The sequence below is a fragment of the Methylocaldum gracile genome, assembly GCF_053646815.1.
The window spans coordinates 634,916-658,632 of the sequence record NZ_CM132196.1 but is presented as its reverse complement, the minus strand read 5'-3'; the positions used below and the strand labels follow the sequence as shown (position 1 = coordinate 658,632).

Below are 23,717 nucleotides of genomic sequence, written 5' to 3'. Positions count from 1 at the left end.
CTGAGGATATTGCATAAGAAGAATCAATGAGTCCATACTTTCAAGATAAATAATTCTTTATAGATTGCCTGTTGGCGCGAAAGCATGAACATTACACTTCGGCAGTTAAAAGTCTTTGAGAGGGTGGCACGCCGCCTGAGCTTCACCCGCGCGGCGGAGGAGCTTTATCTGACGCAACCTGCCGTTTCGATGCAAATCAAACAATTCGAGGATGTCATCGGTTTGCCGTTATTCGAGAGGTTGGGCAAAAAAATTTACCTGACCCGGGCCGGGGAAGAACTATATCGGCTGAGCCGCACCATCTCGTTGCAATTGGAAGAAGCCGAACAACTGATCGAGGAACTGAAAGGCACGGAAGGCGGGCGTTTGGCCGTGTCGGTTGCCAGTACCGTTCATTATTTCGCTATCCGCCTTTTGGCCGATTTTTGCCGGCGTTATCCGAAAGTTAAGGTCAGCTTTAAAGTCACCAACCGCAAAGGGCTGCTCCAGCAACTCGACGACAATGAGGCCGACATCGTACTGATGGGGCAGCCGCCGGAGGATCAGGACTTGACGGCAGAAGCATTTATGGACAACCCCTTGGTCGTCATCGCCCCCGCCAATCATCCGTTGGCGGGCCAAAAGAGCATTCCGTTGAGCGAACTGAATCATGAAACCTTCCTCATGCGGGAGCAGGGATCCGGCACCCGCAATGCGGTCGAGCGCTTCTTGTCGGAAAAGGGCGTGCAAATTTCCGCCAGCATGGAAATGAACACCAACGGCGCCATCAAACAGGGCGTGGAAGAAGGACTCGGGCTTGGCATTGTTTCAATACATACCGTAGAACGCGAACTGGAAGACGGCCGGGTGGTCGTTTTAGATGCGGAATCGTTTCCCATCATGCGCCAATGGTACATCGTGCATCGGGCCGGCAAACGCCTGTCCGCAGTGGCACGGGAGTTCGAGGAATTCGTCCGAACCGAAGCCGGCCGATTCGTCAATAGCGACATCATCACGACCGCCTTGAACGGAAAGAATTAGCGCTCCCATTCATTAGGAGCGCGTCAGCCGAACGTTATCGATCAAGCGAGTTTTGCCCAGCCAGGCCGCTGCCAGTATGACGAGATGGGAATCGTCCTGTCCTGCCGGTACCAGATCGGATTCGCGCCGGATGCTGAAATAATCCGGACGAAATCCGGCGGCTTGCAAGGTTTCGATCTGCTGCCGTTCGATACGGTCGAAATCGCTATCGCCCCTGCAAATTGCCTCCGCCGCGAGGCAAAGGCAGCGATACAAGATAGCCGCCTGTTCCTTCTGCTCGCTCGTGAGATACGCATTTCTAGAACTCATCGCCAATCCGCTCGGCTCTCTGACGGTCGGGACGGCGCGAATGCGCACGGGAAAATCGAGATCCGCCACCATACGGCGGATTATCAACAGCTGCTGATAATCCTTTTCGCCGAACAGCGCGATATCGGGCTGCACCAGGTTGAAGAGCTTGCTGACGATAGTGGCGACGCCTCGGAAATGTCCCGGCCGGAACCGACCGCAGAGTTCATCGGACAAACCCGGCACCTCGACGAAAGTTGTAACCCCCGAACCCGTGGGATACAGCTCGACCACCGAAGGCATGAACAGGAGATCGACTGCCGCGCTGCGAAGCTTTTCCGCATCTTCCGCGGGCGTTCGCGGGTAGGCATCGAAATCTTCGCCGGGAGAGAATTGAGTCGGATTGACGAAGACGCTCACCACAACCTTATCGGCGAGTTGCTTCGCCTCGCGGACAAGATGCACGTGCCCGGCATGCAGGTTTCCCATGGTCGGCACGAAAGCCACGGAAAGATCTTTCGAACGCCATTCCCGCACGGCTTGGCGCAAATCGCTTATGGATTCGATAATGAGCATGACGAGCCTTGGATTATCCGCCGAAAGAACCGCTAAAAACTGTGGTCCAACGCCGGGAACCGGCCGGATCTCACATCGTCTGCGTAATTGCGGATAGCCGACGGAATATCCTCGGCGCCTTGAAGAAAATTTCTGGAAAACTTGGGGCGCTTGCCCGGCGTGATGCCGAGCATATCGTACAGTACGAGAATCTGGCCCCCACAGCCCGGACCCGCACCTATGCCGATCGTCGGGATATCGAGAGCCGCCGTAATCTCGCCGGCCAAGGTCGCCGGCACACATTCGAGCACCAACACACTAATACCCGCTTCCTGAAGAATCAAGGCATCCTCGAGGATTGCCTGTGCGGCTTTTTCTTCTTTTCCCTGCACGAGATAACCGCCGACCTGATGAACCGATTGAGGCAGCAGCCCCAAGTGACCGCAAACGGGAATATTCTGCTCTACCAAGGCACGAACGATCTCGACCCGCTTCCGTCCGCCTTCGATCTTGACCATATGTGCTCCGCCCCGGATCAACCTAGCGGCGCTGTCGATCGCCTGCGCCGGACCGGAATAACTGGCGAACGGCATGTCCGCCGCCAATACGGCGCGGCGAATTCCGCGCGCCACGCACCGGGTATGGTAGACCATATCGTCCAAGGTCACCGGCAACGTCGTCGGCTCGCCTTGCACGACCATTCCCAAGGAATCGCCGACCAAAACCAGATCCACGCCGGCATCGTCCATGAGTTTGGCGAAGCTGGCATCGTAAGCGGTAAGAGCCACGATTTTTTCATCGCGCCGTTTCATCGCCGCGAGATCCGGAATAGTCAAAGCCTTGGCCGCATCATACATGCTCGATTACCCTCAATCCTCGTTGCGGACACTTCCGAACCAGATCAGCCAATCGCCCCTTGCCGGGAATCTCGAGCTCCGGCGCGATCTCCTCGAGCGGATACAGCACGAACTCGCGGTCCGCGATTCCCGGATGAGGGACGGTCAGCACTTCGCTCGCTATGATTTCGCGCCCGTACAGCAACAAATCCAGGTCCAGCGTCCGAGGTCCCCAGCGTTCGCCCTTGCGCACCCGCCCGTGAGCCGTCTCTATGGCCTGAAGTTTGCGCAACAACTCCAGCGGCCCCAATGTCGTTTCGACCGACATTACGGCATTGATGTAATCGGGCTGATCGCCCGGTCCCATGGGCGCACTGCGATAAAGGCTCGAAAAAGCCAACTCCCGGATACCCTCTATCTTACTAATAGCCGAGCGCGCCGACTTGATGGTTTCGATGGGATCGCCCAAATTGGCGCCCAGACCGATATAGGCCGCCGTTTTATCGAATGGCACAACATGATCAGACGGAAACATTGGCAGAAGATTCAGAGCGCGATTTGCGTTTACGCGACCGCGATCTGCCGGAGCGGCGCCGGCCGGGACTCGTCATGGCTTTCCGCTCGGCTTCGTCGGCCTGCTGGAATCGAGTCCACCACTCGGCGAGCGACGGCTCGGCCTCTCCGGTCTCGGCCCGGAGCAACAGGAAATCATAAGCGGCACGAAAGCGGGGATGGGTCAACAAACGAAACGGCCGTGAGCCGACAATCCGTTCAAAACGCGGCTGCAAGGCCCAAACCTCCCGAGCCGGTAGACTGACCGTCCGGGGCAAAGCGGTATGACGAACTTGCCGTGCAATCACCTCACCCGCAGCTTCCTGATAGGCCAATATATCGCTTTCTCCGGCCTTGATTCGGGCTTGCGCGCCCGCCCGAACCGGTTCCCACAACAAGGCCGCGAACAGAAAATATGGCGCTACCGGTTTTCCCTCTTGCACTCGCTGATCGGTCCGTTCCAAGGCTTTGGCCAAGAATGTCAGCGGAAACCCCTGCTGCTCCTTGGCCAAACACCGCTCCGTCTCGGGAAACAGTGCCGCGAACAAACCGTAGTGCCTGAGCTGTTCGAAAGTCTGTACCGCATAACCGGACAAGAACAGCTTAAGAACCTCTTCATAAAGACGAGCCGGCGGAATTTCCTGTAGCAGACTCGAAAACCGTTTGATCGGATCGGCGCAGCTCGGATGAATGGTAAAGCCGAGTTTGACGGAGAAGCGTAACGCCCGCAGCATCCGTACCGGGTCCTCCCGATAACGTTGCTCCGGGTCGCCGATTAGTCTCAGCATACCGGCCTTGTGATCCTCCATGCCGCCGACGTAATCCACCACGGAAAAATCATTGATGTTGTAATACAACGCATTAACCGTGAAATCGCGGCGGAAGGCGTCCTCTTCGATGGTTCCATAGACGTTATCCCTAAGGATGCGGCCATTCTCGATGATGCGCCCCCCGTGACTCTCCTCGCCTGCGAGCCCTCGAAAGGTTGCCACTTCGATAATTTCCTCGCCGAAATGCACATGAGCGAGGCGAAAACGCCGACCGATCAAACGGCAATTGCGGAAAATCGCCCTGATCTCTTCGGGATGCGCGCTGGTTACCACGTCGAAATCTTTCGGCTCGCGCCCCAAAAGCAAGTCGCGTACGCAACCGCCGACCAAATAAGCCTGATACCCGGATTTCTTCAGGCGATAAAGCACCTTTAGCGCGTTATCGCTGATCATCGATCGGGAAATCATGTGTTCAGATCGCGGATAAATCCTAACGCTCACCGCTGCCTCCGGCTTGGGCTGCGGCAATTTGAACAACCTTTTGACGAAGTTGAAGATTGGCAGAGGAGTATCTTGTTCGTTAGACCTAAAAGAAGCCGGAATGTTACCTTAGGCGGCGGGCACACTCAACGTGCCGGACCCTCGATCTGCTTCCGTATGACAACAGCGTCGATCGGCTCAGATCGTCAACACCGATTTTTGAAAAATTACGGATTCAAACGAGTAAGATCGGTTCTAAGAAGAAAGTTCACTCATCCAGAGTATTTCGAGGAGTCGTGCTTATGTTTGAGAACTGGTTCAGCCAGATGAACGAGTTCATCCTCTCTCATCCGCACTGGATCGCGAAACTGGATTTTCTGCTGCGGGTGAAATGCGGGATTTTGACAGCATTGATGGGGATTTTCGTGTATCTCATCTACAAGGAACAAAGCAAACCCGCCGGGAAACCCAAAAAATCTCCTTATCGCTTTGTCGCTTGATCTAAATCGGAAAAACGCTGTCTATCATAGTGAAAACTCGTTATGATGGGAATTTCAACCACCGCGACAGCAAGGGTATCTCATGCAAGTATCACCCCGCAAAGTGGTCCATATCCACTACACCCTCACCAGCGATGACGGCGACATCCTCGACAGTTCCAAGGATCAAGGTCCATTGGCCTATATTCACGGCATGGGCAACATCATTCCCGGACTGGAGAATGCGTTAACCGGTCGCGCCGTGGGCGACAAGCTCAAGGTCAGCATTCCGCCGGAAGAAGCGTATGGCTTGCGAGACGACGACCTTATTCAGTCGGTACCGAAAACGGCCTTTGAAGAGGGACAAGAGATACTGCCTGGCATGCAATTTCAAGCGCAGTCTCCGGAAGGTCTTCAGCTGCTTACGGTAATCGGCGTAGACGATGACGAGGTAGTCCTGGACGGCAATCATCCGATGGCCGGCCTTACTTTGAATTTCGAGGTTGAAATCACGGACGTTCGCGATGCTACGCCCGATGAGTTGGATCACGGCCACGTACATGGCCCGGGCGGACATCACCACGGCTGATTCGATTCGCAGAACGAGGCGGCTATCTTTCTTCGCCGGATAGCCGCCTACAAATCTAACGGTTTGCGAGACGCGCCCACGAATCGTGGTCGTCGGCATCCTCAAGAACCACCTCGACCCAGTCGCCGACCTTCAAATGGGTCGCGCCATCGATAAATACTTGGCCATCGATTTCAGGAGCATCGGCCCGGCTGCGAGCGACCGCTCCCTCCTCCACAACCTCGTCGACCAAAACGATTTCCTGCAACCCGATCTTCGACTGCAGCCTATCAGCGCTGATTTGAGCCTGAACCTCCATAAACCGCGCGAGGCGTTCTTCTTTCACGGCTTCCGGCACAACATCGGATAACTCGTTGGCAACCGCGCCCTTGACGGGCGAATAGGTAAAGCACCCGACCCGGTCGAGCTGGGCTTCTTGAAGAAACGCCAACAGCTGCTCAAAATCCGCCTCGGTTTCCCCCGGAAAGCCGACGATGAACGTACTGCGAAGCGTGATTTCCGGGCAGATGTTCCGCCACTCGGCGATCCGGGCCAAGACATCCTCTGCGGCTGCCGGACGCTTCATCAGCTTCAGAATTCGGGCGCTGGCGTGCTGGAACGGAATGTCCAGATAGGGCAGGATTTTTCCCTCCGCCATGAGCGGGATCACTTCATCCACGTGGGGATAGGGATAAACATAATGCATCCGCACCCAAACCCCGAACTCCCCCAGAGCCTTGGCCAAATCATAGAAGCGGGTCTTGAGCGGACGCCCGCCCCAGAAGCCGGTTCGATACTTCAAATCGATGCCGTAGGCGCTGGTATCTTGCGATACGACGAGCAGTTCCTTCACTCCAGCCGAAACTAGGCGCTCCGCTTCCGCCATCACGTCGCCGATGGGGCGGCTGACCAGATCACCGCGCAAGCTCGGAATAATGCAAAACGTGCAGCGATGATTGCAGCCCTCGGAGATCTTCAGGTAAGCATAATGGCGAGGCGTTAGTTTGACTCCTTCCGGCGGCACCAGATCGACAAAAGGATCGTGAAGAGGCGGCAAATGCTCATGCACCGCCTCGACAACCTCTTCATAGGCATGGGCGCCGGTAACCTTCAGCACTTGAGGATGGCGGGATCGAATCTCGCTCTCGCGAACGCCCAGACATCCCGTAACGATGACCTTACCGTTCTCTTTCAAAGCCTCGCCTATGGCGTCCAGGGACTCCTCGACCGCGGCATCGATGAATCCGCAGGTATTCACAACGACAAGATCAGCGTCCTTATATGTCGGAACGAGGCTGTAACCTTCGGCACGCAACTTGGTCAGAATGCGTTCACTATCTACCAACGCCTTGGGACAGCCAAGGCTGACAAAACCGATACAGGGTGTTTTCATGAAGAAATATGCGAGGGAGGAACAAAGGATAGAGGGATAATTTTACGCCAGCGGTGGTTTCCGATTCTAAGGGCTCTCGGCGATGAACACCGCCCGCACCGGCGCGGGCAAGCCCTCGATCGTCAGTTCCGGGTTGGCCGGGTCCAGGAAATCGGACAAAGACTGAAAGCGCATCCAGTCCGTGGAGCGTTGCTCGTCCGCTGTGGTCCTCGTCACATCGACAACCCGACCGTTTCGGTAACCGCATCGCCTTAGCCACGATAACAAGGTAGCGCAGGACGGAATGAACCACACATTGCGCATCTGCGCATAGCGATCCTCGGGCACCAAAACCTGACCCAGCCCACCGTCGACGACCAAAGTCTCCAAGACCAATTCACCGCCGGATCTGAGACAGCCCTTGAGCTCCAAAAGATGATCGAAAGGCGAACGACGATGGTAAAGCACCCCCATCGAAAAAACGGTGTCGAAGGCACGAAGATTGAGCGGAACATCCTCTATACCCAAGGGAAGCACATGAACCGGAAAATCGCCGGCAAAATGCTTGATCGCCAGAAATTGCGCGACACTTAAGAGTGTCGGATCAACTCCGATCACCAACTCGGCCCCGCATCCAATCATGCGCCAGGCGTGGTAACCATTTCCACAGCCGACATCCAACACGGTTCGGCCTTCAAGCGGCTGAATATGATCTTTCAGCCTGCGCCATTTAAGATCGGAGCGCCATTCAGTATCGATATGAATGCCATGAATGGCATATGGACCCTTGCGCCACGGATGAAGCCTGAGCAGCAGACTCTCGATACGGTCCCGCTGTTCTTCGTTGCATCCCCCATCGACAAGGATGCTATCGGCATTCAAATCGACCACGGACGCATCGATTTTTGGCAGGCCATCGAGTGCGGCCTGCCAAGCCGGCCAATCGCCATGCCGCGCGGAGCTAAAAACCGCGTCCAACCGAGTCGGCAACCGGTCTAGCCAAGTACGCAAGTACGGCTGCCCAAGCACCGAAAACAGATCCGAATATACCTTCAGGCTCAAATTACAATTGGACATTCTCGTTCAATGGGTTGCCGCCATTCTTTGGGGCGCCGCTTACCTTGTTGGTTTCCGTTTCCCCTTCGGGACTCATAATGTTTTCGAGGCAACAACATCCCTATTCCACCGTGCTACAATCTCGTCGTCCATTTAGAAGAAGAAAGCCGCAAAGCGCTCGAGCCGAACAACATCCCGGAGACTCCCATCCACACTCGACTTTTACGGGAAGATCGCCGAATGAACACACCCGATATCTTACAAGTTAAAGCTTATCTTCAAGACCTCCAAGACAAAATCTGTCTCGCCCTGGAAAACGAGGAACCAGACGCACGATTTTTGGAGGACCTTTGGCAATACAATGGCGGCGGCGGAGGAAGAACCCGCGTATTGACCGGCGGAAAAACGTTCGAGCAAGGCGGCGTCAATTTCTCCCACGTGTTCGGCAGAAATCTGCCACCCTCCGCCACTGCGCATCGGCCAGAACTCGCAGGCCGGACATTTCAAGCCGTAGGCGTATCCCTGGTCATTCACCCTCTGAATCCATATGTCCCGACCTCTCATGCCAATATCCGTTTTTTCCTCGCGGAGAAGGAAAACGAAACGCCGGTATGGTGGTTTGGCGGCGGCTTCGATCTCACACCCTATTATCCCTTCGAAGAAGATGCGATTTATTGGCACACTGTAGCCCGGGATGCCTGTCTTCCCTTTGGCGAAGATATTTACCCCAAGTTCAAGCGCTGGTGCGATGAATACTTTTTTCTCAAACACCGCAATGAAACCCGGGGCATCGGAGGATTATTTTTCGACGATCTCAATGAATGGGGGTTCGATCGCTGCTTCGATTTTTTGCGCAGCGTCGGAGATCATTACATCAAGGCTTATGTTCCGATCGTCCAAAAACGGAAGGATGTGCCCTACGGCGAACGGGAGCGCGAATTTCAGCTCTATCGCCGCGGACGATACGTCGAATTCAACCTGGTTTATGACCGAGGAACTTTGTTTGGATTGCAATCGGGCGGCAGGACAGAATCCATTCTAATGTCTCTGCCGCCGATCGCGCATTGGCGCTATAACTGGAAGCCGCAGGAAGGTAGCGCCGAAGATAATCTGTACAAGAATTACCTGAAACCTAGAGACTGGCTATGAGCCTCTTTTATCGCCGCCGCCCGCTGCCCCGAGCGGCTCTTTCATGGCGGTAGCGTTGCGCTCTGCCAGGTGTGAAATCAATTGATCGAGGGAGCCGGTACGGGCAACCTCATCGGTAAAGCTGGCACGATAGTTCTGTAGCAAACTGATGCCCTCGATCAATACGTCGTACACTTTCCAATCGTTTTTGGTGAACACCATTCGATAGTTGACCGCCACGGGTTGAGCGCCCGCCTGGAGAATTTCGGTACGGACCATAACCTTCTTGTCCTCCGGCTTCATCTGCAGCGGCAGATAACGGATTTTCCAGTTGGCGTATTCGGTAAAGGCGGTGGTATACGTACGCACAAGCAGCATCCGGAATTCCTTTTTAAAACGTTCTTTTTGCTCGGGCGTCGCCGTCTTCCAATACTTTCCTAAAATCAACATCGACACACGATCGAAATCCACATGCGGTTCGATGATGCCATCAACGAACTGAGTAGCTTTCCTGAAATCGCCCTTGTATTCCGGCTTTTGCAGCGTGGTTTGCAGCTCGTCGGCACTGTGCTGGATAACCTGCTGTGGAGGGAGTAATCCTTCCTCCGCCCACGCTGCCGCTCCCCAGAAGCTTAACAGCAACGACAATGCAACGGCCCAACTTGCCAGGCCGAAGGAAGACTTAGTAAATTTCATTTAAAAACTCCTGCTGACTTTTTAATATTCTTATCATAACTCGGCGGCATGCACTAAACTACCGAGTTCCTCTGTGTCCCACGCAATAAACCGGCCACCATGTCGTTAAATAATAGCATTTCTTACCCCAATGTTCGCTTGCGCCGAATGAGACGGAATGAATTCAGCCGGCGCTTAGTGCGGGAAACACAGCTTTCCACCAATGATTTGATTTACCCTCTTTTCATCTTGGAAGGCGAAAATCGGCGGGAACCGGTCGCTTCTATGCCCGGCGTCGAGCGACTAAGCATCGACTTGCTGTTACGCGAAAGCGAAAAGGCTTTTCGGCTTGGCATTCCCGCCATCGCACTCTTTCCCGTAACGTCACCCGACAAAAAAACGGATGACGCACGCGAGGCTTACAATGCTGAGGGTTTGGTGCAACGAGCGGTACGCCTACTGAAACGACAGCTGCCGGAACTGGGTGTCATCACCGATGTCGCTCTAGACCCTTTCACGACTCACGGCCAAGACGGGCTCGTAGATCAAAACGGCTACGTGGTCAACGACGAAACCGTCGAAGTACTCGTGAAACAGGCGCTGTCCCATGCGGAAGCCGGCGCCGACATCGTGGCGCCTTCGGACATGATGGACGGGCGCATCGGCGCAATCCGGGACGCATTGGAAAAGAAAGGATTCGTACACACGCGTATTCTCGCCTATTCCGCCAAGTACGCCTCCGCCTTCTACGGACCTTTCCGAGATGCCGTGGGCTCGGCGGCCAACCTGGGGAGCGGCGACAAATACACTTACCAGATGGATCCCGCCAATTCCGATGAGGCCCTGCGGGAAGTCGAGCTCGATTTGGCGGAAGGCGCGGACATGGTCATGGTCAAACCGGGATTGCCTTATCTGGACATCATCCGCCGCGTCAAAGACCGCTTCGGCGTCCCTACGTTCGCCTATCAAGTCAGCGGGGAATACGCCATGCTCAAAGGCGCGTCACAAAACGGCTGGCTCGACGAGCGCAAGACCGTGCTCGAATCTTTGCTGGCGCTCAAGCGCGCCGGATCGGACGCCATTCTGACCTATTACGCCAGGACCGTTGCCGAATGGCTTCGCGAAGACGCCATGAGACAGAGCACCTAAACTGCGCAAAGGCTGAAACCTAAAACTGTCTTCATCAAGATTTCCGCCGGATTCACCTAGTCATGCTGCCAGCAGATCGTTATGCCGTCTTCGGTCACCCCATCGGCCACAGCAAATCGCCCCGTATTCACGCGCTTTTTGCAGAACAGACCGGAGAGCGCCTGACCTATACCGCGCAAGACGTTCTGCCGGAAACGTTCGAAATCCGCGTGCGAGACTTTTTCGCCGGTGGCGGGAAAGGCTTGAATTGCACCGTTCCCCTCAAGGAACTCGCCTGGAAAATTGCCGATTCCAAAAGTGAGCGCGCGGAACGCAGCAAAGCCGTCAATACCTTGGCCTTACGTCCGGATGGAACGATTTACGGGGACAACACCGACGGCGTCGGCTTGATGCGAGACCTTACGGTCAATCTCGGACTTTCCTTGGAAAACCGCCGAGTCCTTCTTTTGGGCGCGGGCGGCGCAAGCCGCGGCATTATTGGTCCACTGTTGGAGCGAGGTCCGTCTTGCCTGGTGATCGCCAACCGCACACCCGACAAAGCGGTCCGGCTGGCAGAGGAGCTTGGGGATCTCGGCCCGATCGCCGGATGCGGCTTTTCAGACTTGGGCACGGAATCCTTCGATCTCGTTCTGAACGCCACCGCCGCCAGCCTGATTGGCGAACTGCCGGATCTGCCGAAGAATATTCTCCGAGCCGGCGGATGTTGCTACGATCTCGCCTATGGGACGGAGCCCACACCGTTCGTCCGATGGGGAAAAGATGTGGGGGCCGATGTCAGCGTTGACGGCATCGGCATGTTGGTCGAACAAGCGGCCGAGGCGTTTTTTATCTGGCGGGGCATACGGCCGGAAACGCATCCCGTGATCGACATTCTCAATCGGGAGCGTGGTCGCTAGTGCTAAGCGCCAAGCAATCTGGCATCACTCAGATATTGATTCTTCAAACGCACGTAACCGTCCTTGGAAAAACTTAAATATTCCAGCTCGGCCTCCTTGAGCGGGCGTGCCTGTTTCGCCGGCGATCCCACGTAAAGAAAACCGCCTTCCAAACGCTTGCCGGGCGGCACCAAAGCCCCCGCACCGATCATTACCCGGTCCTCCACGACGGCACCGTCCATGATCACCGCACCGATGCCGATCAGACATAGATCACCGATGGTGCACCCATGCAGTACCGCCCGGTGCCCCACGGTGACACCCCGCCCGACGATCAAGGCATTGCCCTCTTCGTTGTAGCGGCTTCGTTGGGTGACGTGCAGCACGCAGCCGTCCTGAATATTGGTTTCGTCGCCAATCTCGATTCGGTGCACATCGCCTCTCGCGACCACCATCGGCCAAATGGAGACGTCGTTGCCCAATGTCACGTCACCGATCACCAGCGCACTGTCGGCAATGTAAGTTCCTGTTCCCAATTTCGGCTCGACACCGTTATAAATCTGAATCGTCACCTTACGACACTCCGATTGATCAAATGATGCGCCGGGCCCGCCGTCTATACTTCTCCAAGCCCTGATTCAACTTCAAGAACGCGAGGAGAGATTATGAGCGTAGGCGGTTTCATTCTGGTCGGCACGATCTTGTTCGTGATCGTGTACGCCATCTTGATCTACAACCGGCTGGTCAATTTGAAGCATGATACCGCAAAAGCGTGGTCCAACATCGACGTGCTGCTCAAACAGCGTCACGACGAATTGCCAAAACTCGTCGAAACCTGCAAGCAGTACATGCAACACGAGCGGGACACGCTGGAAAAAGTAATGCAGGCCCGTGCCGGGATCTCTGCGGCCCGAGAGTCCGCCAATCTGCATGCCCTCGGGGCGGCGGAAAGCCAGCTGCGGCAAGGATTGATGCAGCTCTTCGCGGTAGCGGAGAGTTACCCCGAACTGAAGGCGGACGTTTCCTTCCGGGCACTGGAGTCCCGGATAACCGGACTGGAAAACGCGATTGCCGACCGGCGCGAGTTCTACAACGAGAGCGTCAATAACAACAATGTCCGGCTGGAAGAATTTCCGGATGTGATCATTGCCCGGTTATTCAACTTCAGACCCTTCGAATTGCTGGAATTCACGGAAGAAGAAAAACGCGATGTGGATCTAAAGGCGCTGTTCGGCTGAGGCGAAAGCCGTGCTATTTCGCGACCTCATCCTCGAATCCTCTCCACAGCACTTCTGGCTGGCGACAGGGCTTGTCGCCCTGACCGGGGTAGCCTTCTTCTTTCTCGCATTCCGCTGGCTGCATCGCGCTCGCCTGATCGCCGACACGCCCACGGCCAAGGTCCGGTCGGCAGCCCAGGGTTACGTCGAACTCGACGGTCGAGCCCAATTGATGGATGGCGAGCCGATCCATGCCCCGCTTAGCGGCGCACGCTGCGTTTGGTACAGTTACAAAGTTGAAAAGCAAGTGACCGACTATGAAGACGGCCACCGCACGACACGATGGCAAACCATTGAGAGCGGCGTTAGCGAGGCCATCTTCCACCTGGAAGACGACACCGGACGGTGCATTGTCGATCCCGAAGGCGCGGAGGTCATGCCGTCCATTCGACTCAAATGGCGCGGGCAGCTCGCGCGACCAGGATACGCACCGCTGCAAACCGGATTTTGGGATTCACTGTTCTCGTCCGGACCGTATCGCTACACGGAATACCGCATCGAGGCAAACGATCCGCTTTATGCGATCGGCCAGTTCGTGTCTCTCGGAAGTTCCGAAGGCACCAGTTTCCATAACGAGGTAGGCGATCTGTTAATCCGCTGGAAGAGAAACCGTTCCGAGCTTCTCAAGCGCTTCGACAAGAACGGCGACGGCGAGATCGATGCGGAGGAGTGGGAAATCGCGCGGCAGCACGCCGAGCGTGAAGTCATGGCATCCTGGCGCAAAAGAACGAAGCAAACCGAGTTCCACCTGATGAAAAAGCCCGGTTATGGCCGTCCTTATCTGCTATCGGTCGTTCCACAGGGCACATTGACCAAACGATATCGCCGCAAGGCCTGGATCGCGGTGCTTGGCTTCCTGATCGCGGGCAGCTCAACGACCTGGGCGTTGCATCTGCGTTTCGGCTCGATTCCATGAACGTCCGGTGGAGCGTCGGCAAGGGATTGCCGACCTACTTCGACTGGGTACGGGGCGGTTTTCCAATGCCCGCCGCTATACCGCGATGAAAAACGCTTTAGATTTCGTAGGTCGGCAATCCCTTGCCGACAAAGCTCCTCAACGACCTACGAATTTCCCTATCCTTACCACTGAACTTCGGTGAAAAACGCTCTAACCGGACTTGTCGTCGCGTCCTGCTTTTTCTTCGAGCCCCGAGAGACCGAACCGCCTCTGCAATTCGGCCAATACCTGATCCGGACTCAACCCTTGATGAGCGAGCAATACCAGGCTGTGAAACCACAAATCCGCAACTTCGTAGACAATCTTGTCGAGGTTTCCGTCCTTGGCGGCCATTACGGTTTCGGTGGCCTCCTCGCCGATTTTTTTCAAGATAGCGTCGAGCCCTTTGGCATAAAGACTCGCCACATAGGATTTTTGCGGATCCTGAGATTTCCGTTCCTCGAGCACCCTAGCCAACTCCTTCAACACGTCCATATCAGCGCTTATACATCGTTTCCGGAGATTTCAGGACAGGTTCCACCGTCTCCCAGCAGCCATCCCGCAGCACCCGAAAAAAGCAGTGATGCCGTCCGGTATGACAGGCGATTCCGCCGGCCTGTTCGACCGCGAGCAAAATCACATCCTCGTCGCAATCCAGGCGAATTTCCAGAACTTTCTGCCGATTCCCGGATTCCTCGCCCTTCCGCCAAAGCCGATTCCGCGAGCGCGACCAGTAGACCGCGTAGCCTTCCTCGCTGGTAAGCCGCAAAGCTTCCCGGTTCATCCAGGCGAACATGAGGACCTGCCCCGTGGCCGCCTCCTGCGTAATGACTGGAACCAGCCCTTCGGACGTCCAGCGGATTTCGTCGAGCCACGCCGTCATAGCCGCACCTCGATGCCCTGAGCCGCCAAGTATTCCTTGGCCTGCCGAATGGTGTATTCGGCGAAATGGAAAATGCTGGCTGCCAGCACCGCATCGGCTTTGCCCTGCAAGATCCCGTCGGCCAGGTGCTGCAAATTGCCGACACCGCCCGAGGCGATCACCGGAACGGATACGGCTTCGCTGATTGCGCGAGTCAGTTCCAGATCGAACCCTTGTTTGGTGCCGTCCCGATCCATGCTGGTCAAGAGGATTTCGCCGGCTCCGTAAGCCACCATGCGACGCGCCCACTCGATGGCATCAAGGCCGGTCGGCTTGCGCCCGCCGTGAGTAAAGATCTCCCACCGCTTTGGATCTTCGGACACCTGCTTGGCATCGAGAGCGACGACGATACACTGAGAGCCGAAACGCTCCGCCGCTTCGCGCACAAACTCCGGCCGGGCGACTGCGGCGGTATTGATGCTGACCTTATCGGCGCCGGCATTCAGCATGCGGCGGATATCTTCGAGCGTTCGGATGCCGCCTCCTACCGTAAGGGGGATAAACACTTCGCCCGCCACTTGCTCCACCACGTGCACCATCGTGTGGCGATTGTCCGAACTGGCGGTAATGTCGAGAAAAGTCAGTTCGTCCGCGCCCTCCCGGTCGTAACGCCTAGCAATCTCGACGGGATCTCCCGCATCTTTGATATCGACGAAGCGGACGCCCTTGACCACGCGTCCATTGTCGACGTCCAGGCAGGGGATAATGCGCTTGGCAAGCATGGATCAGTATTCTTCCGCTACTTTACGGGCTTCGGCAAAGTTAAGGGTGCCCTCATAAATAGCGCGGCCGGTTATGGCGCCCATGACGCCGTCGCCAACCACACTGCCCAGGGCGTGAATATCCTGAATACTCCGGATGCCGCCCGACGCAATCACCGGAATGCGTATGGAGCGAGCCAGCCTTGCGGTTGCCTCGACATTGACGCCCTCCATCATGCCGTCCCGGCTGATGTCGGTGTAAACGATGGCTTCAACGCCATCGTCCTCGAATTTTTGAGCCAAATCGATCACATCATGATGCGACAACTTCGACCAGCCGTCTATCGCTACTTTGCCGTCCTTCGCGTCCAGACCGACGATAATATGGTTCGGAAACTCCGCCGCGACCTCCCGCACGAAATGAGGCGCACTGACTGCCTTGGTACCAATGATGACGTAATCGACGCCGGCGTTCAGGTAACCCTGAATCGTCTCTTCATCCCGGATTCCACCGCCCACCTGGATTTGTACATCCGGATAAGCTTCGCGTATGGCGTGGATAACCTCCGCGTTGCGCGGAATCCCCGCAAAGGCACCGTCCAAATCCACCAAATGAAGGCGCTTCGCCCCCTCCGACACCCATTTCCCCGCCATCGCCACCGGGTCGTCGGAGAAGACCGTATCGTCTTCCATGCGGCCCTGCCGCAAACGGACACACTTGCCATCTTTCAGATCGATAGCAGGTATCAAAAGCATAAAAAAATCCTCAGTAACGGATAGAGTGAATGATCGGTGCCTTATCGCCCCGGGTCCCAGTTTAGAAAATTAGCCAGCAATCGCAATCCGGCTTCCTGGCTCTTTTCAGGATGAAACTGAACGGCAAAGATGTTTTCGCGCGCCAGCGCCGAAGCGAAGGGTTCCGAATAGTCGGTGGTCGCCGCAACGTTTCGGGAATCAGTCGGTCGCGCGAAGTAGCTGTGAACGAAATAAAACCAACTGTCGGAAGCGATGCCTCGCCATAACGGATGATCGGCCTCCTGCTGGCTGACGCGGTTCCATCCCATATGTGGAATTTTCAAGGGCTGACCGGCAGCGTCCGCCACTCCATCGGCGAAGCGTACGACCCGGCCGGGAATCAAACCCAGGCAAGCTGTTCCGCCGTTTTCCTCGCTTTCCTCGAGCAGGGCCTGCATCCCCAGGCAAATACCTAAGAGCGGTTTCGAGGCCGCCGCCCGTTCGATGATGGTTACGAGGTCCCGATCAGCCAATGCATTCATGCAATCGCGGATCGCCCCGACCCCCGGGAATACGACCCGGTCGGCATTGAGAATTGTTTCGGGATTGTCCGTGACAATCACGGCGGTTTCGGAGTGGGCGTGTTGAAGCGCCTTGGCTATGGAATGCAGATTTCCCATCCCATAATCGATGACTGCAACGGAAGACATGGATAAAAGCGAATCGGGCGAGAGTTCCGTATAAGTTTTCTAAATCATTCCTTTAGTCGAAGGGACGACATCCTGCATCCTGGTATCCGGTTCTATGGCCATTCTCATGGCACGACCGAAAGCCTTGAACACGGTTTCGGCAATATGGTGGGCATTTTGTCCCTTCAGATTATCGATATGTAAGGTGACTTTTGCGTGATTGACGAATCCCCGAAAAAACTCGAGAAACAAATCGACATCGAATTCGCCTATCCGGGCACGCGTAAAAGTTACGTCGTAAGATAAACCTGGCCGCCCGGAAAAATCAATCACGACGCGCGACAAAGCTTCGTCCAGGGGAATATAGGCATGACCGTAACGCCGTATCCCCTTTTTGCTCCCCAAAGCTTTTTCCACCGCCTGGCCCAGCGTAATGCCGATGTCTTCCACCGTGTGGTGGGCATCAACGTGCAGATCGCCTTTCGCACGTACCTCAAGGTCGATCAATCCGTGCCGTGCCACCTGATCCAACATATGGTCGAGGAAAGGAACGCCGGTTTCGAAAACACCCGTGCCGACTCCATCCAGGTTCAGACAAACCCGCACTTGGGTTTCCAGTGTATTGCGGTCAACATCGGCGATACGGCTAATCATGAACGGCAAGAGATCTTCTGAATAATAAATCGGCCCTTAATGATATAACGGCCACGCGGTCTTGCTAAGCCCGATTCACGACAATGGACGCCCCGCTCGGTATGTAAGCCAAAGCTTACACAATTTTCAGCATTTTCCGACTTAGTCTGAAACGAATTTTCTGCCACACTCATTCAGTCGCCGACAAGGAGGTAAGGACAGCTATCCTCTAGGGATAACCACCAGGACGTGACTTGATAGCCAACCAAGCAGGCGATAACCCCGGGTGCATGGAGCGCATCCGGGGTTTTTGTTTTTCGCTCACAGAGAATTCGGATCAAGGAACTCAAAGCTGGCAAAATATACATAATATATAGATGACCTCTTAAGCCCAGTCAAAGGGCGCCAGTTGGATGAACAACGCCTGCGCTACCGGTTAAACGCGCCACAAATTACAAGCGCCTAGCCTATTCACATGAAACCCTCCGAAGCTCTGCAAGCGCATCGTGAAGATATCCGTCGGTTGGTCGACCGAAGCCGTGCCCGAAATGCCCGCGTATTCGGCTCTGTTCTGTACGGCGAGGATACCGATCGGAGCGATCTCGACATCCTGATCGATCCCCTTCCCGGAACGACGCTGCTTGATCTCGGTGGACTGCAGATCGCGCTTGAAGAGTTACTCGGCGTGCCGGTCGACCTGCTTACGCCCGGAGACCTCCCTGCGGAAATCCGGAGCAAGGTTCTCCAGGAGGCCGCCCCGCTGTGAGCGACGACAAACACCGACTTCGTGCGGCTGATTACCTGGGTCATATGCTTGAAGCCATCCGGCTGGCACGCGAATACACCAACGGAGTGACAAAGGAGAACTTTTTCGCTGATCCGTAAGACGCAGCAGGCGGTGATACTGAATATTCTGGTCATTGGCGCGGCGGCCACTAAATTGGTCAACGAATATCCGGACCTCGCTGCCGAGCATTCCGAAATACCCTGGAAACCGATGCGAGGTATGCGAAACAGAATGGCCCACGGCTATTTCGAGATCAATCTGGAAGTCGCATGGGATACCATTCGTGAGTCTCTGCCAAAGCTTGAGCAACAACTGCTGGACTTGAATCGGCAGTTGAAGAAAAAGCCTGGATAATGTTTCCCGAACCTAGGACAAACACCCCGCCATCGGCGCTTTGGTTGACGACGCATTACCTTGGAGTGAGGATCGACTTGCCGAACGGTTCCCGGCACCCTGATTGGTCCGGCGTTCCGCAAAATTACGAAAGCCTGCCGCACCCCGCGTGATAACCACCACGATCTGTCTTGATAGCCAACCAAGCGGGCGATAACCCCGGGTGCATGGAGCGCATCCGGGGTTCTTATTGTTCTCGTCAAGTTTCCGGTCGCGGCAATATGCGGCAACACGCCAACGTCGGTCTCACTAGTGTTCCAGACTGGCATGGCGGCAGGTCACCGATCAACTCCGTGCCCGCATTCCAAAAATTGTGGACTTACCGGATCAACAAGCTGACGCACCTACATTTCCCTGCGGGCGAAAGTGGCAGGCGTGACTTCAGATAAAGCTAGTACTCGGTGGCTACTTAGAGTGGCGCGCATGAAACAGAAAAAACAGTCGCAATTTTGTTGGACCGTTATCCGACGCAGGGCACATGTGCAAAAAATCCGGCGGTATCGGTGATTTAGTCTTATTGTCGGCCCATAAACCGCGCCCAATTAAACAAAAACTCACTTCCGAGTTTACATTATTTTGGTAGGCCCGCCCCCTCGCTTTCGGCGGCAAATCATCCATTCCTTCTTTAAGCGCCCCTCATACCTCTATCCAGCAAGTCGTGCGCTATGCTTAACGAAGCACAACATCACCGATTCGAACCAGACCCATGAATATCGGCGTTCTCACGACGTCCTTTCCGCTGCGCACCAACCCAAGCAGCGGCGTTTTTGTCCAACGGTTGGTAGCACACTTGGCGCAACATGCGAATGTATCCGTTATAACCCCTGCATCCAATATTGCATTTATAGACTGTTGCTCGCTTCCCTACGCTGTTCGCTTTTTCTGCTATGCACCCCGGCGCTTTCAAACGATTGCTCATCAGCCGGGCGGGATTCCGGTCGCTCTCCGCAACCATCGCTGGCTTGTTTTGCTCATGCCGTTATTCATAGCCGCCATGTTTTTGTCCTGCCTAAGACACTTTCGCCATATGGACATCATCCATGCAAACTGGGCCGCCTGTGGCGCAATTGCCGGGATGGCAGGCTGTATTTTAGGGATACCAGTGATTACTACATTGCGGGGTAGCGACGTAGCGCGAATTCAAAACTCCGTAATCGACCGCATCTTTCTCAAAACCTGCCTAGCCACTAATCGCAAGATCGTGTGCGTCAGTGATGCTATTTGCACGTTGGTCGGACAATTTTTTCCTACGATGCGGAATAAATTGCTTGTGATTCCCAACGGTGTAGCGGATGAATTCTTATTAATCGACCGGAATTATCAGGTATCGGATTTTGGCATTACGTTTATCACAATCGGAAATCTAACACCTCTAAAATCTATTCATACAGCCATAGAAGCTTTCGCAAAAGCAAATATCGAAAACTCTAGATTGATCGTGATTGGCGATGGGCCTGAGAAAGCCCGCCTTGAGCAACTGGCCCAGCATTTAAAGGTGGGAAAGCACGTACATTTTCTAGGAGTTCTTCCACCCGAAGAAATCCCGGCACAACTGTTTAACGCAGATGTGTTTGTGTTTACCTCCGTCTCCGAGGGAAGACCCAATGCCATTCTGGAAGCAATGGCCGCGGGCTTACCGCTCGCGGCAACCAGTATCGACGGTGTAGCTGAATTGGTCATCGACAGTATCAACGGCTTGCTATTTGAGCCGGGGAATTCGGATATTCTTGCTAGCCACCTAAAGCGACTGGCATTTGATACAGCTTTGCGCCGAAAGCTGGGTAGTTCGGCGAAGCAATCTCTCATCGATCAGGATTTAACGTGGAATCGTACCGCAGAGAGCTATCTGCAGGTATACAAGCCCTATATACATGTCGCTAGTAGCAGGTGAACATTGAATGTGCGGACTCGCCTTTCTTTATCGAAAAACTCGGGAAACGGGCGAAAATCGGGCAAGAATCCAGCAGGCACTGAACCTGATGCACCACCGCGGCCCCGATGAATTCGGGCTGCAATCTGGTGAATATTGGTGTATAGGACACCGCCGTCTCTCCATCGTAGATCTGGCGGCCAGCCGTCAGCCTATGAGTGATCCCTCAGGCAGATATTGGCTAGCATACAACGGCGAGATATACAATTTCAAAGAATTGCGCACCCACCTCGCCCCGTTCTGGAGGTTCCACACCAATGGAGACACAGAAGTGGTACTGGCTGGGCTCGTCCTCCATGGGGAATCGTTTCTGCGACGGATGGAGGGTATGTGGGCCTTAAGCCTTTGGGACACGGTCTCCCGAACCTTAATGCTATCGCGGGATCGTATGGGAAAAAAACCGCTTTACTACCAGGAGGACAACTACTCCATCGCCTGCGCCTCGGAACTGCCGGCCTTATCCAGACTGGTCCCTCAAGCGTGGAGCGAAGACCCTGATAGCTTGGCCGATTACCTCCGCTACGGTTTCTATCTTCCCGGCACTACGGCTTACAAGAACGTCAACGAAGTCCTGCCAGGGCACTTGTTATTTTGGAGCTCCGACGGCGGCTTCCGGCAAACAGCCTACTGGACCTTGATGCCAGACAGATACTCCGGATCGAAAATCGAGGCCGAAGAGCGACTCCGAGACACCCTCATCCAAGCGGTGGATAGCCGATTGGTAGCAGATGTTGAAGTCGGCGCTTTTCTTTCCGGTGGCATCGATTCTTCTCTGATCGCGACGCTGGCACAAAGCAGGATGTCACGGCCTTTGCGCACGTTCACCATGGGGTTCGTTGAACCGGCTTTCGATGAACGTGTGCATGCAAGGAAAGTCGCCGAGCATCTGGCTACCCGACATACCGAGGATACCTTTCCTCCTGAAACACCGGAAGCATTGGAGTCACTGATACTAAACCATGTCGGCCAACCCTTCGCCGACGTATCTCTCCTGCCAACCGCAAGCGTCTCGCAACTGGCTGGCTGTCACGTAAAAGTCGTATTATCGGGAGACGGCGGTGACGAATTGTTCAGCGGCTATCAGCGCTATCAGGCACGGCAGATCCTACGGTGGTATACGCGCCTTCCCCGGATCCTACGCAAGACAGCGGAGCGGGCCATACGATTTCTTCCCGAGCCCATGGCACATCACAGCCGCAGCATATTGAAGAAAGCCCATCTTTTCACCCATGTGGTCGATCGGCTGGAATCAGAAACACCCTATGTATGCGCACGAATGTTCTCAGAAACGGAACTGGAAATGCTCGCTCCAGAATTAGCAGGCCGTGGACATACCCCACCGAAGATTCTGTGTGAAACAACTCTAGACGACCTGCCCCGCATGATGTTTGCCGACGCTCTGGTCTATCTGCCTCAAGATATTTTGCTTAAGGTAGACCGCGCCAGCATGGCGCATAGTCTGGAAGTCCGTGCGCCGTTTCTTGATCGAAAGGTCGTCGAATTGGCTTTCAGTTTCCCCACTTCGTGGCACCGCAATGTTTTCGCGGGGAAACGCATCCTGTATGCAGCATTTAACGAAATTTTGCTTAAAGACGTGTGGCAGCGCCGCAAGCAAGGGTTCGGAGTACCGGTGCATACTTGGATTCGAGGAAAGATCGGCGATAACTTGATCCAACGACTGGAATCATTCCACGAGCCGTTGAATCCTGCCTTTGTGAAAAGAATGCTTTGGGAACATCGCAAAGGTGTGCGCGACCGCAGTCTGCGACTCTGGAGTCTCTATATACTACTGCTCTGGCACGGCACCCGACGATGACTCGCATTGCCCTTTTCGTCCCCGACTTACGAATTGGTGGAGCAGAGCGCGTGTTTTTGACCCTTGCGAAAGCGTTCGCCGAGCGGGGACACACCGTGGATTTGGTCTTGGCCCGTGCCGAGGGCGAATTGTTGCCGGAAATCCCCACGAATGTCCGAACTATAGATCTTCGAGCCGGAAAACCCGGTCCCGGGTTAATCGGCCTGGGAATCTCTACAACTTTAAAGCTAGTCGGATATCTTCAACGGGAACAACCGACCGCATTACTCAGTACATTAACCGGAGCTAATCTTGCCGCTCTACTAGCACATAAGTTAGCACGTAGCAATACTCGCGTTGTCGTCAGAGAAGCTAGCTCTCTCCGGAATTTAAAACACCCGGCTCGACTGTATCTCATGCGGTGGTTTTATTCCAGAGCAGACACAGTCATCGCCCTTACCCGGACTATGCGCAAAGAACTCATTTACAGGCTGAAGTTAGAACCCCACCAAGTCACGGTAATTCCGAATCCTATCGGCCTAAAAAAACTTCAACAGATGGCTGGAGAACCGTTCGATCATCCGTGGTTTAAGGCGAATTCGCCACCAGTGATCATAGGAGTTGGACGCTTGGTGCCTGAGAAAGATTTCGTAACACTGATCCGCGCATTTGCTATCGTTCGACAACAAGTAGAGGCACGGCTCTTGATTTTGGGCGAAGGAATCATGCGCCCTTATCTTGAAGAGTGTATCGCCGAGCTAGACTTGAACGCAGCAGTCGAGATGCCGGGTTTTGACTCAAATCCCTATCGTTGGCTAGCCGGCGCCCGGTTACTCGTATCGTCCTCCCTATGGGAAGGTTACCCGAACGTTATTCTGGAAGCACAGATGTTGGGCATCTCAGTCGTAGCTACTGCCTACGATGATTCCATAATCGAAGTGCTGGATCCGCAAAATCACAAGAACGTCGTTCCAGTTTCCAACCCCGAGGCTCTAGCCAGCACCATAATAAAAATTTTAAGAGACGACCCTCACGTCGCTAATAAACGTTTAGCCAGCGGGACACAGGATCTCATCGATCGTTACCTCCAAACAATGAATGTTAGTCCTAACTAA

At 54.9% G+C, this 23,717-nt stretch carries 27 protein-coding genes; 13 read left to right on the top strand and 14 right to left on the bottom strand.

Annotation, left to right across the window (positions count from 1 at the left end):
- Window positions 1-84: 84 nt before the first annotated feature.
- Window positions 85-1,020, top strand: a complete 936-nt coding sequence (locus ACWJJK_RS02905) for a LysR family transcriptional regulator (RefSeq protein WP_077728497.1) — start codon at window positions 85-87, stop codon at window positions 1,018-1,020.
- Window positions 1,021-1,032: 12 nt separating this feature from the next.
- Here ACWJJK_RS02905 and panC read toward each other — a convergent pair whose 3' ends face one another.
- Genes panC through pcnB form a run of 4 tightly spaced genes read right to left on the bottom strand, consistent with a single transcriptional unit; the run spans window position 1,033 to window position 4,624 of the window.
- A complete protein-coding gene (gene panC / locus ACWJJK_RS02900) occupies window positions 1,033-1,884 on the bottom strand; it encodes a pantoate--beta-alanine ligase (RefSeq protein WP_156880278.1) in 852 nt (283 codons plus the stop codon).
- A gap of 32 nt (window positions 1,885-1,916) precedes the next feature.
- Window positions 1,917-2,720, bottom strand: coding sequence for a 3-methyl-2-oxobutanoate hydroxymethyltransferase (panB, locus tag ACWJJK_RS02895; RefSeq protein WP_077728499.1), 804 nt, complete (start codon window positions 2,718-2,720; stop codon window positions 1,917-1,919).
- Window positions 2,713-3,213: a 2-amino-4-hydroxy-6-hydroxymethyldihydropteridine diphosphokinase gene (folK, locus tag ACWJJK_RS02890; RefSeq protein WP_434101531.1), complete on the bottom strand. Its 501-nt coding sequence runs from the start codon at window positions 3,211-3,213 to the stop codon at window positions 2,713-2,715. Before folK ends, panB begins: the two co-directional genes overlap by 8 nt.
- A gap of 7 nt (window positions 3,214-3,220) precedes the next feature.
- Window positions 3,221-4,624, bottom strand: a complete 1,404-nt coding sequence (gene pcnB, locus ACWJJK_RS02885) for a polynucleotide adenylyltransferase PcnB (RefSeq protein WP_077728501.1) — start codon at window positions 4,622-4,624, stop codon at window positions 3,221-3,223.
- Between the two features lie 179 nt (window positions 4,625-4,803).
- Between pcnB and ACWJJK_RS02880 the strand changes: the two genes are divergently transcribed.
- On the top strand, window positions 4,804-5,001 hold the full coding sequence (locus ACWJJK_RS02880; protein ID WP_077728502.1) for a hypothetical protein: 198 nt from the start codon (window positions 4,804-4,806) through the stop codon (window positions 4,999-5,001).
- 82 nt (window positions 5,002-5,083) lie between these two features.
- Window positions 5,084-5,569, top strand: a complete 486-nt coding sequence (locus tag ACWJJK_RS02875) for an FKBP-type peptidyl-prolyl cis-trans isomerase (RefSeq protein WP_077728503.1) — start codon at window positions 5,084-5,086, stop codon at window positions 5,567-5,569.
- Between the two features lie 55 nt (window positions 5,570-5,624).
- On the opposite strand, the gene rimO is transcribed toward ACWJJK_RS02875, so the two are convergent.
- On the bottom strand, window positions 5,625-6,941 hold the full coding sequence (gene rimO, locus ACWJJK_RS02870; RefSeq protein WP_077728504.1) for a 30S ribosomal protein S12 methylthiotransferase RimO: 1,317 nt from the start codon (window positions 6,939-6,941) through the stop codon (window positions 5,625-5,627).
- 66 nt (window positions 6,942-7,007) lie between these two features.
- Window positions 7,008-7,997 (bottom strand): tRNA 5-methoxyuridine(34)/uridine 5-oxyacetic acid(34) synthase CmoB, encoded by a 990-nt coding sequence (gene cmoB, locus ACWJJK_RS02865; protein ID WP_077728505.1) that lies wholly within the window; start codon window positions 7,995-7,997, stop codon window positions 7,008-7,010.
- A 219-nt stretch (window positions 7,998-8,216) separates the two neighbouring features.
- Between cmoB and hemF the strand changes: the two genes are divergently transcribed.
- Window positions 8,217-9,125 carry an oxygen-dependent coproporphyrinogen oxidase gene (gene hemF, locus ACWJJK_RS02860; protein WP_077728506.1) on the top strand — a complete coding sequence of 303 codons (909 nt, stop codon included), beginning with the start codon at window positions 8,217-8,219 and terminating at the stop codon, window positions 9,123-9,125.
- Here hemF and ACWJJK_RS02855 read toward each other — a convergent pair.
- Complete coding sequence (locus ACWJJK_RS02855) at window positions 9,120-9,800, bottom strand: MlaC/ttg2D family ABC transporter substrate-binding protein (RefSeq protein WP_077728507.1); 681 nt, start codon at window positions 9,798-9,800, stop codon at window positions 9,120-9,122. The genes hemF and ACWJJK_RS02855 overlap by 6 nt on opposite strands.
- A 99-nt stretch (window positions 9,801-9,899) precedes the next feature.
- On the opposite strand from ACWJJK_RS02855, the gene hemB reads away from it, so the two are divergent.
- Both hemB and aroE read left to right on the top strand, forming a co-directional pair.
- Window positions 9,900-10,928: a porphobilinogen synthase gene (gene hemB, locus ACWJJK_RS02850; protein ID WP_077728508.1), complete on the top strand. Its 1,029-nt coding sequence runs from the start codon at window positions 9,900-9,902 to the stop codon at window positions 10,926-10,928.
- A 62-nt stretch (window positions 10,929-10,990) separates the two neighbouring features.
- Window positions 10,991-11,824 (top strand): shikimate dehydrogenase, encoded by an 834-nt coding sequence (gene aroE, locus ACWJJK_RS02845; RefSeq protein ID WP_077728509.1) that lies wholly within the window; start codon window positions 10,991-10,993, stop codon window positions 11,822-11,824.
- Window positions 11,825-11,826: 2 nt separating this feature from the next.
- On the opposite strand, the gene ACWJJK_RS02840 is transcribed toward aroE, so the two are convergent.
- Complete coding sequence (locus tag ACWJJK_RS02840) at window positions 11,827-12,375, bottom strand: gamma carbonic anhydrase family protein (RefSeq protein WP_077728510.1); 549 nt, start codon at window positions 12,373-12,375, stop codon at window positions 11,827-11,829.
- Between the two features lie 93 nt (window positions 12,376-12,468).
- On the opposite strand from ACWJJK_RS02840, the gene ACWJJK_RS02835 reads away from it, so the two are divergent.
- Both ACWJJK_RS02835 and ACWJJK_RS02830 read left to right on the top strand, forming a co-directional pair.
- A complete protein-coding gene (locus ACWJJK_RS02835) occupies window positions 12,469-13,041 on the top strand; it encodes a LemA family protein (RefSeq protein ID WP_077728511.1) in 573 nt (190 codons plus the stop codon).
- Between the two features lie 10 nt (window positions 13,042-13,051).
- Window positions 13,052-13,996, top strand: coding sequence for a GIDE domain-containing protein (locus tag ACWJJK_RS02830; RefSeq protein WP_077728512.1), 945 nt, complete (start codon window positions 13,052-13,054; stop codon window positions 13,994-13,996).
- Between the two features lie 192 nt (window positions 13,997-14,188).
- On the opposite strand, the gene ACWJJK_RS02825 is transcribed toward ACWJJK_RS02830, so the two are convergent.
- From ACWJJK_RS02825 to hisB, 6 genes are read right to left on the bottom strand one after another with little or no spacing between them, the layout of a single operon-like run.
- A complete protein-coding gene (locus ACWJJK_RS02825) occupies window positions 14,189-14,512 on the bottom strand; it encodes a phosphoribosyl-ATP diphosphatase (RefSeq protein WP_077728513.1) in 324 nt (107 codons plus the stop codon).
- A 1-nt stretch (window position 14,513) separates the two neighbouring features.
- Window positions 14,514-14,900: a phosphoribosyl-AMP cyclohydrolase gene (hisI, locus tag ACWJJK_RS02820; protein ID WP_434131140.1), complete on the bottom strand. Its 387-nt coding sequence runs from the start codon at window positions 14,898-14,900 to the stop codon at window positions 14,514-14,516.
- On the bottom strand, window positions 14,897-15,661 hold the full coding sequence (hisF, locus tag ACWJJK_RS02815; protein ID WP_434131142.1) for an imidazole glycerol phosphate synthase subunit HisF: 765 nt from the start codon (window positions 15,659-15,661) through the stop codon (window positions 14,897-14,899). Before hisF ends, hisI begins: the two co-directional genes overlap by 4 nt.
- A 3-nt stretch (window positions 15,662-15,664) precedes the next feature.
- A complete protein-coding gene (hisA, locus tag ACWJJK_RS02810; protein WP_077728516.1) occupies window positions 15,665-16,396 on the bottom strand; it encodes a 1-(5-phosphoribosyl)-5-[(5-phosphoribosylamino)methylideneamino]imidazole-4-carboxamide isomerase in 732 nt (243 codons plus the stop codon).
- A 41-nt stretch (window positions 16,397-16,437) separates the two neighbouring features.
- Complete coding sequence (gene hisH / locus ACWJJK_RS02805) at window positions 16,438-17,085, bottom strand: imidazole glycerol phosphate synthase subunit HisH (protein WP_077728517.1); 648 nt, start codon at window positions 17,083-17,085, stop codon at window positions 16,438-16,440.
- Window positions 17,086-17,124: 39 nt separating this feature from the next.
- The gene (gene hisB / locus ACWJJK_RS02800) at window positions 17,125-17,718 is read right to left on the bottom strand and encodes an imidazoleglycerol-phosphate dehydratase HisB (RefSeq protein WP_434131145.1); all 594 of its coding nucleotides are present in this window, start codon (window positions 17,716-17,718) and stop codon (window positions 17,125-17,127) included.
- A 454-nt stretch (window positions 17,719-18,172) separates the two neighbouring features.
- Between hisB and ACWJJK_RS02795 the strand changes: the two genes are divergently transcribed.
- From ACWJJK_RS02795 to ACWJJK_RS02775, 5 genes are all read left to right on the top strand, one after another.
- On the top strand, window positions 18,173-18,463 hold the full coding sequence (locus ACWJJK_RS02795) for a nucleotidyltransferase family protein (protein ID WP_077728519.1): 291 nt from the start codon (window positions 18,173-18,175) through the stop codon (window positions 18,461-18,463).
- 132 nt (window positions 18,464-18,595) lie between these two features.
- Entirely contained in the window at window positions 18,596-18,838 is a 243-nt protein-coding gene (locus tag ACWJJK_RS02790) for a HepT-like ribonuclease domain-containing protein (protein ID WP_240502388.1), read from the top strand.
- Window positions 18,839-19,583: 745 nt separating this feature from the next.
- On the top strand, window positions 19,584-20,768 hold the full coding sequence (locus ACWJJK_RS02785) for a glycosyltransferase (RefSeq protein ID WP_434131149.1): 1,185 nt from the start codon (window positions 19,584-19,586) through the stop codon (window positions 20,766-20,768).
- 7 nt (window positions 20,769-20,775) lie between these two features.
- On the top strand, window positions 20,776-22,623 hold the full coding sequence (gene asnB / locus ACWJJK_RS02780) for an asparagine synthase (glutamine-hydrolyzing) (protein ID WP_434131152.1): 1,848 nt from the start codon (window positions 20,776-20,778) through the stop codon (window positions 22,621-22,623).
- Window positions 22,620-23,717 carry a glycosyltransferase gene (locus ACWJJK_RS02775; RefSeq protein WP_434131155.1) on the top strand — a complete coding sequence of 366 codons (1,098 nt, stop codon included), beginning with the start codon at window positions 22,620-22,622 and terminating at the stop codon, window positions 23,715-23,717. The genes asnB and ACWJJK_RS02775 overlap by 4 nt, the downstream gene beginning before the upstream one ends.

Coding starts and splice junctions, on each gene's coding strand:
- ACWJJK_RS02875 (WP_077728503.1), top strand. CDS start 5,084: ATGCAAGTATCACCCCGCAAAGTGGTCCATATCCACTACACCCTCACC.
- ACWJJK_RS02775 (WP_434131155.1), top strand. CDS start 22,620: ATGACTCGCATTGCCCTTTTCGTCCCCGACTTACGAATTGGTGGAGCA.
- ACWJJK_RS02855 (WP_077728507.1), bottom strand. CDS start 9,800: ATGAAATTTACTAAGTCTTCCTTCGGCCTGGCAAGTTGGGCCGTTGCA.
- hemB (WP_077728508.1), top strand. CDS start 9,900: ATGTCGTTAAATAATAGCATTTCTTACCCCAATGTTCGCTTGCGCCGA.
- panC (WP_156880278.1), bottom strand. CDS start 1,884: ATGCTCATTATCGAATCCATAAGCGATTTGCGCCAAGCCGTGCGGGAA.
- hemF (WP_077728506.1), top strand. CDS start 8,217: ATGAACACACCCGATATCTTACAAGTTAAAGCTTATCTTCAAGACCTC.
- ACWJJK_RS02905 (WP_077728497.1), top strand. CDS start 85: ATGAACATTACACTTCGGCAGTTAAAAGTCTTTGAGAGGGTGGCACGC.
- hisH (WP_077728517.1), bottom strand. CDS start 17,085: ATGTCTTCCGTTGCAGTCATCGATTATGGGATGGGAAATCTGCATTCC.
- hisA (WP_077728516.1), bottom strand. CDS start 16,396: ATGCTTTTGATACCTGCTATCGATCTGAAAGATGGCAAGTGTGTCCGT.
- ACWJJK_RS02835 (WP_077728511.1), top strand. CDS start 12,469: ATGAGCGTAGGCGGTTTCATTCTGGTCGGCACGATCTTGTTCGTGATC.
- rimO (WP_077728504.1), bottom strand. CDS start 6,941: ATGAAAACACCCTGTATCGGTTTTGTCAGCCTTGGCTGTCCCAAGGCG.
- panB (WP_077728499.1), bottom strand. CDS start 2,720: ATGTATGATGCGGCCAAGGCTTTGACTATTCCGGATCTCGCGGCGATG.
- ACWJJK_RS02825 (WP_077728513.1), bottom strand. CDS start 14,512: ATGGACGTGTTGAAGGAGTTGGCTAGGGTGCTCGAGGAACGGAAATCT.
- aroE (WP_077728509.1), top strand. CDS start 10,991: ATGCTGCCAGCAGATCGTTATGCCGTCTTCGGTCACCCCATCGGCCAC.
- hisI (WP_434131140.1), bottom strand. CDS start 14,900: ATGACGGCGTGGCTCGACGAAATCCGCTGGACGTCCGAAGGGCTGGTT.
- ACWJJK_RS02880 (WP_077728502.1), top strand. CDS start 4,804: ATGTTTGAGAACTGGTTCAGCCAGATGAACGAGTTCATCCTCTCTCAT.
- hisF (WP_434131142.1), bottom strand. CDS start 15,661: ATGCTTGCCAAGCGCATTATCCCCTGCCTGGACGTCGACAATGGACGC.
- ACWJJK_RS02795 (WP_077728519.1), top strand. CDS start 18,173: ATGAAACCCTCCGAAGCTCTGCAAGCGCATCGTGAAGATATCCGTCGG.
- hisB (WP_434131145.1), bottom strand. CDS start 17,718: ATGATTAGCCGTATCGCCGATGTTGACCGCAATACACTGGAAACCCAA.
- asnB (WP_434131152.1), top strand. CDS start 20,776: ATGTGCGGACTCGCCTTTCTTTATCGAAAAACTCGGGAAACGGGCGAA.
- ACWJJK_RS02785 (WP_434131149.1), top strand. CDS start 19,584: ATGAATATCGGCGTTCTCACGACGTCCTTTCCGCTGCGCACCAACCCA.
- cmoB (WP_077728505.1), bottom strand. CDS start 7,997: ATGTCCAATTGTAATTTGAGCCTGAAGGTATATTCGGATCTGTTTTCG.